Source organism: Nocardioides lijunqiniae, from assembly GCF_015024225.1.
GTDB lineage: Bacteria > Actinomycetota > Actinomycetes > Propionibacteriales > Nocardioidaceae > Nocardioides > Nocardioides lijunqiniae.
This window is the reverse complement of sequence record NZ_JACJGM010000001.1, coordinates 1-13,304: the sequence shown is the minus strand read 5'-3', so window position 1 is coordinate 13,304 and position 13,304 is coordinate 1. Positions and strand designations below refer to the sequence as shown.

Genomic DNA, 13,304 nt, shown 5'->3' with positions numbered 1-13,304 from the left:
GTCCATCCAGTGAACGCTCCCGTCGACGTCGTGGGCCGCGCCGGGGCGCTGCTCCGGGCGGTCTCCGTCCGGGAGCCGGACGGCGCGTCCACCTCGGCCCTGGCTCGGGCCACGTCGCTGGCGCGCCCCACCGCGCACCGGCTGCTCACCTCCCTGCAGGCCGAGGGGCTGCTCGAGCGCGACGAGGCGACCGGCCGCTGGCTGCTCGGTCCCGAGCTCTACCTCCTGGGCGCCGCCGCCTCCTCGCGCTACGACGTCACGGCGCTCGCCCAGCTGGTCGTGCGACGCCTGGCCGTGACCACCGGCGAGAGCGCCTTCCTCTCCGTGCGCCGCGGCGACGAGACGATCTGCCTGGTGCGCGAGGACGGCAGCTTCCCGATCCGCTCGCACGTGCTCGCCGAGGGCACCCGCTTCCCCCTCGGCGTCGCCTCCGCCGGCATGGTCGTCCTGGCCTACCTGCCCGACCCCGAGGTCGACGACTTCCTGGCGCGCGCCGACCTCGCCGCGTCGTACGGCGAGCAGCACCGCGCCGACCGGGTGCGGGAGCGGGTGGCCGCCACCCGCAGCGACGGCTACGCCGTCAACCCCGGCCTCATCGTCCCGGGCAGCTGGGGCATGGGCGCGGCGGTCTTCGACGCCCACGACCGGCCGGCCTGGGCGCTGAGCCTCACCGGGATCGAGCAGCGCTTCGGCGAGGAGCGACGGCGCGAGCTGGGCGCGCTGCTGCTCCAGGCCGCGCACGACCTGACCCGGTCGCTGCGCCGCTCGCGCCGCTAGACGCCGCGGCACCGCCGCCCGCTGGGGCGACTCACTAGGCTCTGAGGTGTGAGCGACTGGCCGAAGGTGCGACTGCACGTCGTGACCGGCAAGGGCGGGACCGGCAAGTCCACGGTCGCCGCCGCGCTGGCGCTCGCGCTGGCCGACGGCGGCAAGAACGTCCTGCTCTGCGAGGTCGAGGGACGCCAGGGCATCGCGCGGATGTTCGACGTCGACCCGCTGCCGCCGGAGGAGCGGCGCCTCACCACCGGCCTGCCCGGAGCCGACGGCGAGCCCGGCGTCGTGCACGCGCTGCACATCGACCCCGAGGCCGCGCTCCTGGAGTACCTCTCCCTCTACTACAAGCTCGGCCGCGCGGGTCGCGCCCTCGACCGCTTCGGCGTCATCGAGTTCGCCACGACGATCGCCCCGGGCGTGCGCGACGTGCTGCTCACCGGCAAGGTCTTCGAGGCGGTCCAGCGCAACAGCCGCAACAAGGGCGCGATCGAGTACGACGCGGTCGTGCTCGACGGTCCGCCGACCGGCCGGATCGTGCAGTTCCTCAACGTCAGCAACGAGCTCGCCGGACTGGCCAAGGTCGGTCCGATCAAGTCGCAGTCGGACACGATGATGACGCTGTTCCGGTCGCCGCGGACCGCGGTGCACCTGGTGACCGTCCTGGAGGAGATGCCCGTGCAGGAGACCGCCGACGGCATCGCCCAGCTGCGGGAGGCGGACCTGCCCGTGGGCGGGGTCGTCGTCAACCTCGTGCGCCCGCAGGACCTCTCGGCCGAGGACCTGGCCGGGGCCCGAGACGGCACCCTCGACCGCGCCGGCGTCGAGGCGGACCTGAAGGCGGCCGGCATCGAGGCCGACGCCGACCTGGTCGACGGGCTGCTCGCGGAGGCCCGTGACCACGCGGAGCGCCGCGCCCTCGAGGACTCCCAGCGGGTGCTGGTCGGCGAGCTCGGCGTCCCGACGTACGAGCTGCCCCGGCTGGCCCAGGGTGTCGACATCGGCGCGCTCTACGAGCTGGCCGCAGCGCTGCGCGCGCAGGGGATGGCCTGATGACCAAGGCCCGCACCCGCGTCGGCCCCCGCGGCACCCGCGCACCGGCCCTCGACGTCGACGCGCTGCTCGACGACCCGAGGACCGGGATCATCGTCTGCTGCGGCTCCGGCGGCGTCGGCAAGACCACGACCTCCGCCGCGCTCGCGCTGCGGGCGGCGGAGCGCGGCCGCAAGGTGGTCGTGCTGACGATCGACCCCGCGCGCCGCCTGGCCCAGTCGATGGGCATCGAGGAGCTCGACAACACCCCGCGGCCGGTGTCGGACATCGATCCCGCGGCGGGCGGGCGACTCGACGCGATGATGCTGGACATGAAGCGCACCTTCGACGAGGTGGTCGAGAGCCAGGCCAGCCCCGAGAAGGCCGCGCAGATCCTGCAGAACCCCTTCTACATCGCCCTGTCCAGCTCGTTCGCGGGCACGCAGGAGTACATGGCCATGGAGAAGCTCGGCCAGATCCACGGCACGTCGGTCGCCGACGGCACCTACGACCTGATCGTCGTCGACACCCCGCCGTCGCGCTCCGCGCTGGACTTCCTCGACGCCCCCGAGCGGCTGTCGAGCTTCCTGGACGGCCGCTTCATCCGGCTGATGCTCGCACCGGCGCGCGGCCCGGCGCGGCTGATGACCGCCGGGCTCGGCATCATCACCAACGCCCTGAACCGGATCCTGGGCGCGCAGGTGCTCACGGACCTGCAGACCTTCGTCGCGGCCCTCGACACGGTGTTCGGCGGCTTCCGCCAGCGCGCGCAGAAGACCTACGCCCTGCTCCAGGCCGAGGGCACGGCGTTCCTGGTCGTCGCCGCGCCCGAGCCCGACGCGCTGCGCGAGGCGGCGTACTTCGTCGAACGCCTCAGCGAGGACCGGATGCCGCTGGCCGGGCTCATCGTCAACCGCGCCGGCCCGGTCCCGGCGGGCACCGTGTCGGCCGACGAAGCCATGGCCGCGGCCGAACGGCTGCGGCGCGAGGACCCGTCGTCGGCGACGGCGGGCATGCTGCGCCTGCACGCGGACCAGACCCGGCTCGTCGAGCGGGAGGCCCGCCTGCGACGACGCTTCGACGCGGCGCACCCGCAGGTCGCGACCGCGGTCGTGCCGGCGCTCGCCGGCGACGTCCACGACCTCGGGGGCCTGCGGCGCGTCGGCGAGCTGCTCGCCGTACGCGCCGACTGAGCCGTCCCTCGCGGGGCGGCTCAGGTACGGCGTGAGGTCAGACCGAGACGGGCTGGTCGGTGCCGGCGCGGGCGGTCTCGAGGACCGTGCGCCACGACGCAGCCGGACGGCGGCGCAGCAGGGCCCGGCGCTCGCGCTCGGTCATGCCACCCCAGACGCCCCACTCGATCTGGTTGTCCAGCGCCTCGGCGAGGCACTCGGTGCGCACCGGGCACCCCGAGCACAGCTGCTTGGCCTTGTTCTGCTCGGCTCCACGGACGAACAGCTGGTCCGGTGCCGTGGTCCTGCAAGCGGCGCGCGGCGCCCAGTCCTCAACCCACATGATTGATGTCCCCACATCTTCCGGGTGGTGGTGCGTCCCCATGACGCGACACCAGCCCGGTCCCATTGGCTCAAAGTTAAGGACTTTCCGGTCGGACCGTAAGGCCCGGTCGGCCCACCTCTTATAGTCACAAATGACTAGTCCGTCCCCGTCAGCATGGCCCTGGGGTGCGCTCGCGTCGAAATCGCCTGCTCACGGCCCTCCCGTACCCTAGGGGCCATGTCTCGCCCCCGTTCTGAGCGTCCTTCCTCCTCCAAGGTGCTGTCCCACCTCGGGGTGATGGTGGCGGTCTCCGCCGTCCTCGGCGTCGTCGTCGCCGGTCTGGCCATCCCATTCGCGGCCGTCCTGGGCGTCGCCACGGAGAACGTCGCCGACAGCATGGACAAGCTGCCCACCGAGCTGGACGCCGACGACCTGCCGCAGAAGACCCGCATCCTGGACCGCAAGGGCGAGACGATCGCCACGATCTTCGACGAGAACCGCGTCAACGTCTCGCTCGACCAGGTCTCGCGCACCATGGTGCAGGCGATCGTCGCGATCGAGGACTACCGCTTCTACGAGCACGGGGCGCTCGACCTCAAGGGCACGCTGCGCGCGCTGCTGACCAACTCCGCGTCGAGCGGCGTCGTCCAGGGTGGCTCCTCGATCACCCAGCAGCTGGTCAAGCTCACCCTGCTCACCCAGGCCGACACCCCGGAGGAGCAGGCGGCGGCGGTCGACCAGACCTACGCCCGCAAGCTGCGGGAGCTGCGCTACGCCATCGCGATGGAGGAGAGCCACAGCAAGGACTGGATCCTGGAGCGCTACCTCAACACCGCCTACTTCGGCGACGGCGCGCATGGCGTCCAGGCCGCAGCGCGCCACTACTTCAACGTCAACGCCCGCAACCTCAACCTCAACCAGTCGGCCGTGCTCGCGGGCCTGGTCCAGAACCCCACCAAGTTCGACCCGACCAACTCCCCCGACCGCACCAAGCAGCGCCGCGACATCGTGCTGGACCGGATGGCCCAGCTCAACGTCATCACCCGCGAGAAGGCCGACCGCACCAAGGAGCGCGGCCTGCGCCTCGAGGTCCGCAAGACCCGCAACGGCTGCGTCTACTCCCGCGCCCCGTTCTTCTGCGACTACGTCCTGAACTACCTGATGAAGGACCGCTCGCTCGGCAAGACCGCTGAGGAGCGCGAGCGGCTGCTCAAGTCCGGCGGCCTCACGATCCGCACGACCGTCGACCTCCGCTTCCAGGACGCCGCGGACGAGTCCGTGCGCTCCCACGTCTACAAGCAGAACGACGCCATCGGCGCGCTCGCGATGGTCGAGCCCCGCACCGGCGAGGTGAAGGCGATCGCGCAGTCGCGGCCCATGGGCCGCAAGAAGAAGGAGGGCGAGTCCTACCTCAACTTCGTCGTCCCCTCGCAGTACGGCGACTCCAACGGCTTCCAGGCCGGCTCGACGTTCAAGGCCTTCGTGCTGGCCTCGGCCGTCATGCAGGACATCCCGCTGTCGGAGCGCATCAACTCCCCGCAGCAGGTCTTCCTCGACCAGGGCGACTTCGCGGTCTGCGACGGCCAGAACTACGCGAGCTCGGAGATCTGGAAGCCGCAGAACTCCACCAGCTCCGGCAACTTCGACCTGTACCAGGGCACCCGCCTGTCGGTGAACACCTTCTTCGCCCAGCTCGAGCAGCGCACCGGCATCTGCGAGCCCTTCACGCTGGCCAAGAAGATGGGCGTCCAGCTCACCGACCCCGACACCGAGATGATCCCGGCGTTCACCCTGGGCGTCGCCGACGTGAGCCCGCTGGAGATGGCCGAGGCCTACGCGACGTTCGCCGGCCGCGGTCTGCACTGCGACGCCCGCCCGGTCACCGCGATCATGGACCCCAACGGCAACGCGCTGAAGAAGTACCCCGCCCGCTGCACGCAGGTGATGCCGAGCCCCGTGGCCGACGCGGTCAACGACGTCCTGCGCGGCGTGCTGGAGCCCGGAGGGTTCGGCTACAGCGCCAACATCCAGACCGCCCAGCCCGCCGCCGGCAAGACCGGCACCATCCAGGACAACAAGGCGGTGTGGTTCGTCGGCTACACGCCCAACCTCGCCACGGCCTCGATGATCGCCGGCGCCAACAAGGAGGGCACCAAGATCACCCTCAACGGGCAGACGGTCGGCCCGTCCTACGTCGCCTCGGCCGCCGGCTCCACGCTCGCCGGCCCGATGTGGGGCGACGCGATGAAGGTCATCGAGCAGTGGCTCGACGACGAGGACTTCGAGCGGCCGAGCAGCTCCGACATCCGCGGCGTCCTCACCGGGATCCCCGACGTCGGCGGGATGAGCGTCGACGACGCCCGCAACGAGCTGGAGAACCTCGGCTTCACGGTCAACGTCGCCGGCGCCAAGGCCTCGGGGTACCCCCGGGGCACCGTCGCCTACACCGACCCCGAGGCCGGCGTCGAGCTCGCCAGCGGTGACACGGTCGTCATCTACACCTCGACCGGCAAGAAGCCCAAGGGCCGTGGCGGTCGCGGAGGCCGCGGCGGTCGCTGACCCCGCCGCGCGGCAGGGTCGGCGCCGGCGACGTCAGCCGAGCTGGCGGCGTACCTCCGCGGCGACGGCACCGCCGTCGGCACGACCCTTGACCTGCGGGGTGACGACGCCCATGACCTTGCCCATCGCGCGCATGCCCTCGCCGGCGGCGCCGGTCTGCTCGATGGCGGCCGTCACCAGCGTCGAGATCTCCTCGTCGGTGAGGGCCTCGGGCAGGTAGTCGGCGATCACCGCCGCCTCGGCCTTCTCCTTGGCCGCCATCTCGGCGCGGCCGCCGTCGGCGAACGCGGTGGCGGCCTCGCGGCGCTTCTTGGCCTCGCTCGAGAGCACGCCGATGACGTCGTCGTCGGAGAGCTCGCGGGCCTCCTTGCCGGCCACCTCGGCGTTGGTGATGGCGGTCAGCACCATCCGCAGGGTCGAGGAGCGCACCTCGTCACGGCCCTTGATGGCGGTGGTGAGGTCGGCACGCAGGCGGTCCTTGAGAGCACTCATGAGGACCATTGTGGCAGCCTGGCCTGGTGCCCAGCCTCCGGATTCTCCCGCGCCTCCTGGGAGCCGGGACGCTCGCCGGCGCCGGGCTGACCGCGTACGCCGCCTGGGAGGCGCGTGCCTACACGCTGCGCCGCTTCGAGCTGCCCGTCCTCCCCCGTGGCCAGCGACCCCTGAAGGTGCTCCACCTCAGCGACATCCACATGACGCCCGGCCAGACCCGCAAGCAGGAGTGGCTGCGCGGCCTCGCGGCGCTGGAGCCCGACCTGGTCGTCGACACCGGCGACAACCTGGCCCACCGCGACTCGGTGCCGGTGATGCGCGACGCGCTCGGCGCGCTGCTCGACGTCCCCGGCGTGTTCGTGCACGGCTCCAACGACTACTACGAGCCGAGCTTCCGCAACCCGGTGCGCTACCTGCTCCCGGACACCGGCAAGCGCCACGTCCACGTGCCCCAGCTGCCGTGGCCGCTGCTCAGCCAGACCCTCACCGGCGCCGGCTGGCGCGACCTGACCAACCGCAAGGACACCGTCACCGTCGGCGAGACGACGTTCGCGTTCGCCGGGGTGGACGACCCGCACCTGGGCTACGACCGGCTCGACCTCGTGGCCGGCCCCGCCGACCCGACGGCCGACGTGCGCCTCGGCGTCGCCCATGCGCCGTACCTGCGGGTGCTGGACCAGTACGCCGCCGACGGCTACGACGCCGTCCTCGCGGGACACACGCACGGCGGGCAGGTGTGCCTGCCGGGCGGCCGGGCCCTCACCACCAACTGCGACCTCGAGCCGGCCCGGGCGCGAGGGCTGCACCGCCACCCCGCCGACTCGCGGCCGGGCGACCCCGGCTCCTCGTGGCTGCACGTCTGCGCAGGGCTGGGCAGCAGCCCCTACGCCCGGATCCGGGTCGCGTGCCGCCCGGAGGCGAGCCTCCTGACGCTGCTCCCCCGGGCCTGAGCCCGGCGCCGGCCGGGGACCCCCACCGATTGCGAGCGGCGCTCCGCGCTCGGGTATGCTCCCGTGCTTGTGGGCTCACCTCCCTTCACGGGGAACGAGCCCATGATCGGGCTGTGGCGCAGCTTGGTAGCGCGCCTCGTTCGGGACGAGGAGGCCGCAGGTTCAAATCCTGTCAGCCCGACCAGATGAACCGAGAACCCCGGACCCTCGTGGTCCGGGGTTCTCGCGGTTCCGGGCCGCCGCGCCGCCGCCGTGGCAGACTGCGCCCATGCCAGACGAGGACCAGCAGGACGCGTCGGCGCGGCTCGAGCCGCCCCGCCTGTTCGGCCGTAGGAAGGGCCGCAAGGGCGCCGCAGCGCAGGACGAGACGCCGGCGGACCCGCCCACCGAGCCGGAGACCCCGCCGGAGGCCGTGCGGGAGCCGGAGCCGGCGCCCGAGCCCGAACCCGAGCTGGAGCCCGAAGCGGTGCCCGAACCCGAGGCGGCACCGGAGGCCACCGACGCCGAGACGACGCAGGTGATCGAGGCCGACGAGCCGACCCTGGTCGTGGCGCCCGTCGTGGAGCCCGTCGAACCGGTCGAGCAGGTCGAGCCGGTCGCCGAGGAGCAGCCCACCGAGGTCGTCGTGCCCGAGCCGCACCCCGCCGCCGAGCCGGCCATGGACGACCCCGTGACGCTCGTGGAGGAGGAGCCGGCTCCGCCGCTGTTCGTGGACGAGGTGGAGCCGGACGGGCCTCGGGACGACGTCCCTGTCCCCGCAGCCCCGGCCCCCAAGACCAAGACCAAGCCCACCAAGCCCGCCAAGCCGGCCGAGCCCGCCAAGCCGCCGAAGGCCGAGAAGGCCGCGCCGGAGCCCAAGGCGCCGCGGCCGCCCCGCGCGCCGCTGTCCGGACGCGTCGCGGCTGCCGTCACGGGCGTCCTGGTCGGGCTCGTGCTGGTCGGCGGCACCTACCTCGCGCTCCGCGGCTGCGAGGCCGTGCAGGGCACGACCTCGTGCGGCCGCGCCGGCTTCCCGCTGCTCGCGCTGATCTTCATCGCCGCGATCCTCGTGGGCTCGGTCCTGCTGTCCCGCTTCGCGCTGCCGGACGCCACGAGCACCAGCTTCCTGGCCACCGGCATGACCGCGGTCGTGGCGCTGCTGTTCCTCATCGACGTCCTCGACCACTGGTCGATGGTCGTCGTGATCCCGCTCGTGAGCGTGCTGACGTTCCTGCTGTCCCACTGGGTCACGACGACGTTCATCGAGCCGGCCAAGAAGGACACCGCCGAGGCTACTGACGAGGAGCCGGCACCGGCGTCGTCGTCGAGGGACGAGCAGCCGTCAGCGACGCGCCAGTAGCTCCGCGATCTGGACGGTGTTGAGCGCCGCGCCCTTGCGCAGGTTGTCGTTGGAGACGAACAGCGCGAGGCCGCGGTCGTCCGGCACGCCCGGGTCCTGGCGCACGCGACCGACGTAGGACGGGTCCTTGCCGGCGGCCTGGAGCGGGTTGGGCACGTCGGACAGCTCGACGCCGGGCGCCGAGGCCAGGATCTCCCGGGCGCGCTCGGGCGTCATCGCGGAGGAGAACTCCGCGTTGATCGCCAGCGAGTGGCCCGTGAAGACCGGCACCCGCACGCAGATGCCCGAGACGAGCAGGTCGGGCAGCCCCAGGATCTTGCGCGACTCGTTGCGGAGCTTCTGCTCCTCGTCGGTCTCGTTGAGCCCGTCGTCGACGATCGAGCCGGCGAGCGGCAGCACGTTGTAGGCGATGGTGCGGGCGTACTTCACCGGGTCTGGGAACGCGACGGCCTCGCCGTCGTAGGCGAGCTCGCGCGCCTTGTCGCCCGCGGCGGCGACCTGGCCGGCCAGCTCCTCGACGCCGGCGACGCCCGAGCCGGAGACCGCCTGGTAGGTCGACGCGATCAGCCGCACCAGCCCTGCCTCGTCGTGCAGGGGCTTGAGCACGGGCATCGCGGCCATGGTCGTGCAGTTGGGGTTGGCGATGATCCCCTTGCGCGCGTGGGCGATGTCCCCCGGGTTGACCTCGGAGACCACGAGCGGGACGTCGGGGTCCATGCGGAAGGCCGAGGAGTTGTCGACGACCGTCACGCCGGCGGCCGCGAAGGTCGGGGCCAGCGCGCGGGAGGTCGTCGCCCCCGCCGAGAACAGCGCGATGTCGAGACCGCTCGGATCGGCCGTGGCCGCGTCCTCGACCGTGATCTCGCGACCCGCGAAGGGCAGCACGGAGCCGGCCGAGCGGGCCGAGGCGAAGAAGCGGACCTCGTCGGCGGCGAACGACCGCTGCTCGAGGATCTGGCGCATGGCGACGCCGACCTGTCCGGTCGCGCCGACGATGCCGATGCGGACACCCATGACTACCTCCCGGTCCCGCCGTAGACGACGGCCTCGACCTCGGTGGCGTCCAGCTCGAACGCCGTGTGCGTGGCGCGCACGGCCTCGTCGACCTGGGCCTCCTTGACGATCACCGAGATGCGGATCTCCGAGGTGGAGATCATCTCGATGTTGACGCCCGCCGAGGCGAGCGAGGCGAAGAACTTCGCGGTGATGCCGGGGTGCGAGCGCATGCCGGCGCCGATCAGCGAGACCTTGCCGATCTGGTCGTCGTAGAGCAGCTTCTCGTAGCCGACCTCGTCCTGGATCCGGGCCAGGGCGCTCATCGCCTGCTGGCCGTCGGCACGGGGCAGCGTGAACGAGATGTCGGTCAGGCCGGTCGACGCGGCGGAGACGTTCTGGACGACCATGTCGATGTTGACCTCCGTGGCCGAGAGCGCCTCGAAGATCCGGGCCGCCTCGCCGACCTTGTCGGGCACGCCGACGACGGTGATCTTGGCTTCGCTGCGGTCGTGGGCCACGCCCGCGATGATCGCCTGCTCCATGGGGACTTCTCCTGGTTGGCTGGGGGTGATCCACGTCCCCTCCTTGTGCGAGAAGGAGGACCGGACGTGGACCGGCATGTCGTAGCGGCGGGCGTACTCGACGCACCGCAGGTGCAGGATCTTGGCGCCCGAGGCGGCCATCTCGAGCATCTCCTCGTAGGAGACCCGCTCGAGGCGACGCGCGGTGGGCACGATGCGGGGATCGGCGGTGAAGACGCCGTCGACGTCGGTGTAGATCTCGCAGTACTCCGCGCCGAGGGCGGCGGCCAGCGCGACGGCCGTGGTGTCGGTGCCGCCGCGACCCAGGGTGGTGATCTCCTTGGTGTCCTGGCTGACGCCCTGGAAGCCCGCGACGATCACGATGTGGCCCTCGCCGATGGCCGCGGAGATGCGCCCGGGGGTGACGTCGATGATCTTGGCGCGGCCGTGGGCGGAGTCGGTGATGACGCCGGCCTGCGAGCCCGTGAACGAGCGGGCGGTGAACCCGAGGTCGGAGATCGCCATGGCGACCAGCGCCATCGAGATCCGCTCGCCGGCGGTCAGCAGCATGTCCAGCTCGCGGGCGGGCGGCAGCGGGCTGACCTGCTCCGCGAGGTCGAGGAGGTTGTCGGTCGTGTCACCCATCGCCGAGACGGCGACCACGACGTCGTGGCCGGCCTTCTTGGACTCGACGATGCGGCGCGCGACCTCCTTGATGCGGCCGGCGTCGGCCAAGGACGAACCGCCGTACTTCTGCACGACAATGCCCACCGGGCTACTCCTGGGATCGGGGAAGGACTACCCGATCCTACCGAGTGGGCAGGTCAGACCGGGTCGCCGTCCAAGACCGCCTCGGCGGCGACGATCTGCTCGATCTCCTCGTCGTTGTCGACGTCGAGCCGGTCGTGGGAGACCACGGACAGCAGCGCGTTGAGCGCGGCGCCGGCGAGGTTGCCCCACGAGGCGACGTAGGAGAACTGCCACCACCACAGCGCCTCGGCGATGTCGCCGAGACGGTAGTGGCGCAGGCCGTTCTCGAGGTCGCTGGCGATCGAGGTGAGGTCGTCGGACAGCTGGCTCTCGACCACGTCGGGGACGTAGGGGTCGAAGACGAAGCTGTAGGTGTCGACGTTGCCGAGCAGCTCGGCCAGGCGCAGCCGCATCTCGTCGAGGTCGGCCTCCGGGCCCACGTCGGGCTGGTAGTCCGCCGTCGGCGTGAAGTCCTGCTGGGCCCCGAGCCGGGCGCCGGCGAGCAGCACCTGGCTGATCTCCAGCAGCAGCAGCGAGATCGCCTGGCCCGAGGTGGCCTCGCGGCTGATGGCGCGCAGCGCGATCAGGAAGCTCTCGACGCTGTCGGCGATCGACTGGGCGAAGTCCTCCGTGGTGTCGTCGATGGTCGTCTCGCTCATTCGGCTGCCCGTCTTCCTACGAAAGCTCGTCCCAAGGTGACCTCGTCGGCGTACTCGAGGTCGCCGCCCACCGGCAGTCCACTCGCCAACCGCGTGACTTGCAAGCCCATGGGGCTCAGCAGGCGGGTGAGATAGGTCGCGGTGGCCTCGCCCTCGAGGTTGGGGTCGGTGGCGAGGATGACCTCGGTGACCACGCCGTCGTTGAGGCGTGGCATCAGCTCCTTGATGCGGAGCTGGTCGGGGCCGATGCCGTCGATGGGCGAGATGGCGCCGCCCAGCACGTGGTAGCGGCCGCGGAACTCGCGCGTGCGCTCGATCGCGACGACGTCCTTGTACTCCTCGACCACGCACAGCACCGACGCCTCACGGCGCGGGTCGCGGCAGATGCGGCACTGCTCGTCCTCGGAGACGTTGAAGCACACCGAGCAGAAGCGCACCTTCGCCTTGACCTCCATCAGCACGTCGGCGAGGCGGCGTACGTCGACCGGCTCGGCCTGCAGCAGGTGGAAGGCGATGCGCTGCGCGCTCTTGGGACCGACGCCCGGCAGCCGGCCGAGCTCGTCGATCAGGTCCTGGACGACACCTTCGTACAAGGTCGCTCAGAACCCGAGCTGGCCCGAGGACGGCATGCCCGGAAGGCCGCCACCCCCGGCGAGCGGCCCGAGGGCCTCGGAGGCGAGCGCGTCGACCTGGGCCTTGGCGTCGCGGTAGGCGGCCACGATCATGTCGGAGAGGTCGCTGAGGTCGTCGGCGTCGCTGCCGTCGAAGCCGCCGGCCTTGATTTCGACGCCGACGAGCTCGCCGACCCCGCTGACCTTGACCGTCACGGCGCCGCCGGCGACGGTGCCGTCGACGACGGTGTCGGCCAGGCGCTCCTGGGCGGACTGGAGCTGCTCCTGCATCTGCTGGGCCTGCTGCAGGAGGGCGTTCATGTCGAAGCCGCCGCCCCCCAGGGCGTCGAAGGGGTTCTCGGTGGTCATGGTCGGGTCACCTCGTGGTCGGTGGGACGGATGGGGGTCATGAGTGGGGGATCTCCTCGATCACCTGGGCGCCGAGCTCGCGCGCCAGCAGATCGGCGCCCCCGAGCTCGTCGGAGTCGGCGTCCAGGTCGTCGGGGTGCGCGTCGGCGTCGGCCTCGGCGAGCCCCGCACCGGGTCGGGCGTCGACGCCGGCGGGCCGGGTGGTCTTGATCGCCTCGCGGGCGGCGTTGACCGACTCGGGGCCCGGCCGCTCGGGGGCGGGGGCCGCCGGGGCGGCGTCACCGTCGTCGCTGAGCCAGGCGGGCGGGGCCTCGACCTCGTCGCGGGCGACCGGCGGCGCGGGGCGCGGGGGCGCGGGCTCGGGCACCGGCGCCGCGGCCGGCGGCGGTACGTCGGCGGACGCCCCGGGATCGACGATCGTCTCGACCCGCCAGTCGGCGCCCACCACGTCGATCGCCGCCTGCCGGACGATCTCGGAGCTGCCGCCGTTGTCGAAGGACTCGCGGGCGCCGCCGTTGGAGAAGCCGAGGGTGAGGGTCTTGGCGTCGACCGCCACGACCTGCGCGTGCTGGGTGAGGTGGATCCAGGTGACCCGGCGCCGCTGCTTGGTCGCCTCGACGATGTCGGGCCACAGCCGGCGCACGTCGACCAGCGAGAGCGTGCTCGACCCGGCCGTCGCCGCCGGCGCCTCGGGCTCGGCCTCGGGCGCGGGCGTCGGTGCAGGCGCCGCGGCGGGAGGCTCGGGCGTGGCCGGGGCG

13 protein-coding genes, 1 tRNA gene and 1 pseudogene are annotated in these 13,304 nt (G+C 72.2%); 7 read left to right on the top strand and 8 right to left on the bottom strand.

The genetic code is table 11. The features are described 5' to 3' along the window. The first annotated feature begins 9 nt into the window (after positions 1-9). From IRQ30_RS23990 to bagB, 3 genes are read left to right on the top strand one after another with little or no spacing between them, the layout of a single operon-like run. Positions 10-777 carry an IclR family transcriptional regulator domain-containing protein gene (locus IRQ30_RS23990; protein WP_193611057.1) on the top strand — a complete coding sequence of 256 codons (768 nt, stop codon included), beginning with the start codon at positions 10-12 and terminating at the stop codon, positions 775-777. Between the two features lie 48 nt (positions 778-825). After that, entirely contained in the window at positions 826-1,824 is a 999-nt protein-coding gene (gene bagA / locus IRQ30_RS00070; RefSeq protein WP_193611056.1) for an ATPase BagA, read from the top strand. Then, positions 1,824-2,996 (top strand): ArsA family ATPase, encoded by a 1,173-nt coding sequence (bagB, locus tag IRQ30_RS00065; RefSeq protein WP_193611055.1) that lies wholly within the window; start codon positions 1,824-1,826, stop codon positions 2,994-2,996. Before bagA ends, bagB begins: the two co-directional genes overlap by 1 nt. A 37-nt stretch (positions 2,997-3,033) precedes the next feature. Here bagB and IRQ30_RS00060 read toward each other — a convergent pair whose 3' ends face one another. Further along, positions 3,034-3,318: a WhiB family transcriptional regulator gene (locus tag IRQ30_RS00060; RefSeq protein WP_227463350.1), complete on the bottom strand. Its 285-nt coding sequence runs from the start codon at positions 3,316-3,318 to the stop codon at positions 3,034-3,036. Between the two features lie 219 nt (positions 3,319-3,537). Here IRQ30_RS00060 and IRQ30_RS00055 point away from each other — a divergent pair, with 219 nt between their 5' ends. After that, positions 3,538-5,859 (top strand): penicillin-binding protein, encoded by a 2,322-nt coding sequence (locus tag IRQ30_RS00055; protein ID WP_193611054.1) that lies wholly within the window; start codon positions 3,538-3,540, stop codon positions 5,857-5,859. Positions 5,860-5,892: 33 nt separating this feature from the next. Here the strand turns inward: IRQ30_RS00055 and IRQ30_RS00050 are convergent, their stop codons facing one another. Further along, a complete protein-coding gene (locus IRQ30_RS00050) occupies positions 5,893-6,351 on the bottom strand; it encodes a GatB/YqeY domain-containing protein (RefSeq protein WP_193606821.1) in 459 nt (152 codons plus the stop codon). A 23-nt stretch (positions 6,352-6,374) separates the two neighbouring features. On the opposite strand from IRQ30_RS00050, the gene IRQ30_RS00045 reads away from it, so the two are divergent. The 3 genes from IRQ30_RS00045 to IRQ30_RS00035 all read left to right on the top strand — a co-directional run bounded on the left by IRQ30_RS00045 (position 6,375) and on the right by IRQ30_RS00035 (position 8,640). Continuing rightward, entirely contained in the window at positions 6,375-7,301 is a 927-nt protein-coding gene (locus IRQ30_RS00045; protein WP_193611395.1) for a metallophosphoesterase, read from the top strand. A gap of 107 nt (positions 7,302-7,408) precedes the next feature. Further along, a tRNA-Pro gene (locus IRQ30_RS00040) sits at positions 7,409-7,485 on the top strand. 84 nt (positions 7,486-7,569) lie between these two features. Continuing rightward, entirely contained in the window at positions 7,570-8,640 is a 1,071-nt protein-coding gene (locus tag IRQ30_RS00035) for a hypothetical protein (protein ID WP_193611053.1), read from the top strand. On the opposite strand, the gene IRQ30_RS00030 is transcribed toward IRQ30_RS00035, so the two are convergent. From IRQ30_RS00030 to IRQ30_RS00005, 6 genes and pseudogenes are all read right to left on the bottom strand, one after another. Then, on the bottom strand, positions 8,623-9,654 hold the full coding sequence (locus IRQ30_RS00030) for an aspartate-semialdehyde dehydrogenase (protein WP_193611052.1): 1,032 nt from the start codon (positions 9,652-9,654) through the stop codon (positions 8,623-8,625). The two genes, IRQ30_RS00035 and IRQ30_RS00030, sit on opposite strands and share 18 nt — an antisense overlap. Before the next feature lie 2 nt (positions 9,655-9,656). Next, complete coding sequence (locus IRQ30_RS00025; protein WP_193606824.1) at positions 9,657-10,928, bottom strand: aspartate kinase; 1,272 nt, start codon at positions 10,926-10,928, stop codon at positions 9,657-9,659. A gap of 53 nt (positions 10,929-10,981) precedes the next feature. Beyond that, positions 10,982-11,566 carry a DUF5063 domain-containing protein gene (locus IRQ30_RS00020; RefSeq protein ID WP_193611051.1) on the bottom strand — a complete coding sequence of 195 codons (585 nt, stop codon included), beginning with the start codon at positions 11,564-11,566 and terminating at the stop codon, positions 10,982-10,984. Continuing rightward, the gene (gene recR, locus IRQ30_RS00015) at positions 11,563-12,159 is read right to left on the bottom strand and encodes a recombination mediator RecR (protein ID WP_193606826.1); all 597 of its coding nucleotides are present in this window, start codon (positions 12,157-12,159) and stop codon (positions 11,563-11,565) included. The genes IRQ30_RS00020 and recR overlap by 4 nt, the downstream gene beginning before the upstream one ends. Positions 12,160-12,165: 6 nt before the next feature. Continuing rightward, on the bottom strand, positions 12,166-12,546 hold the full coding sequence (locus IRQ30_RS00010; RefSeq protein ID WP_193606827.1) for a YbaB/EbfC family nucleoid-associated protein: 381 nt from the start codon (positions 12,544-12,546) through the stop codon (positions 12,166-12,168). 37 nt (positions 12,547-12,583) lie between these two features. Further along, positions 12,584-13,304, bottom strand: a pseudogene (locus tag IRQ30_RS00005) (DNA polymerase III subunit gamma/tau); the annotation flags it as partial.

Excerpts from the sequence above, each read along its gene's own strand:
- IRQ30_RS00020 (WP_193611051.1), bottom strand. The coding sequence starts at position 11,566 with ATGAGCGAGACGACCATCGACGACACCACGGAGGACTTCGCCCAGTCG.
- IRQ30_RS00060 (WP_227463350.1), bottom strand. The coding sequence starts at position 3,318 with ATGTGGGTTGAGGACTGGGCGCCGCGCGCCGCTTGCAGGACCACGGCA.
- IRQ30_RS00030 (WP_193611052.1), bottom strand. The coding sequence starts at position 9,654 with ATGGGTGTCCGCATCGGCATCGTCGGCGCGACCGGACAGGTCGGCGTC.
- IRQ30_RS00035 (WP_193611053.1), top strand. The coding sequence starts at position 7,570 with ATGCCAGACGAGGACCAGCAGGACGCGTCGGCGCGGCTCGAGCCGCCC.
- IRQ30_RS00055 (WP_193611054.1), top strand. The coding sequence starts at position 3,538 with ATGTCTCGCCCCCGTTCTGAGCGTCCTTCCTCCTCCAAGGTGCTGTCC.
- IRQ30_RS00010 (WP_193606827.1), bottom strand. The coding sequence starts at position 12,546 with ATGACCACCGAGAACCCCTTCGACGCCCTGGGGGGCGGCGGCTTCGAC.
- bagB (WP_193611055.1), top strand. The coding sequence starts at position 1,824 with ATGACCAAGGCCCGCACCCGCGTCGGCCCCCGCGGCACCCGCGCACCG.
- IRQ30_RS00050 (WP_193606821.1), bottom strand. The coding sequence starts at position 6,351 with ATGAGTGCTCTCAAGGACCGCCTGCGTGCCGACCTCACCACCGCCATC.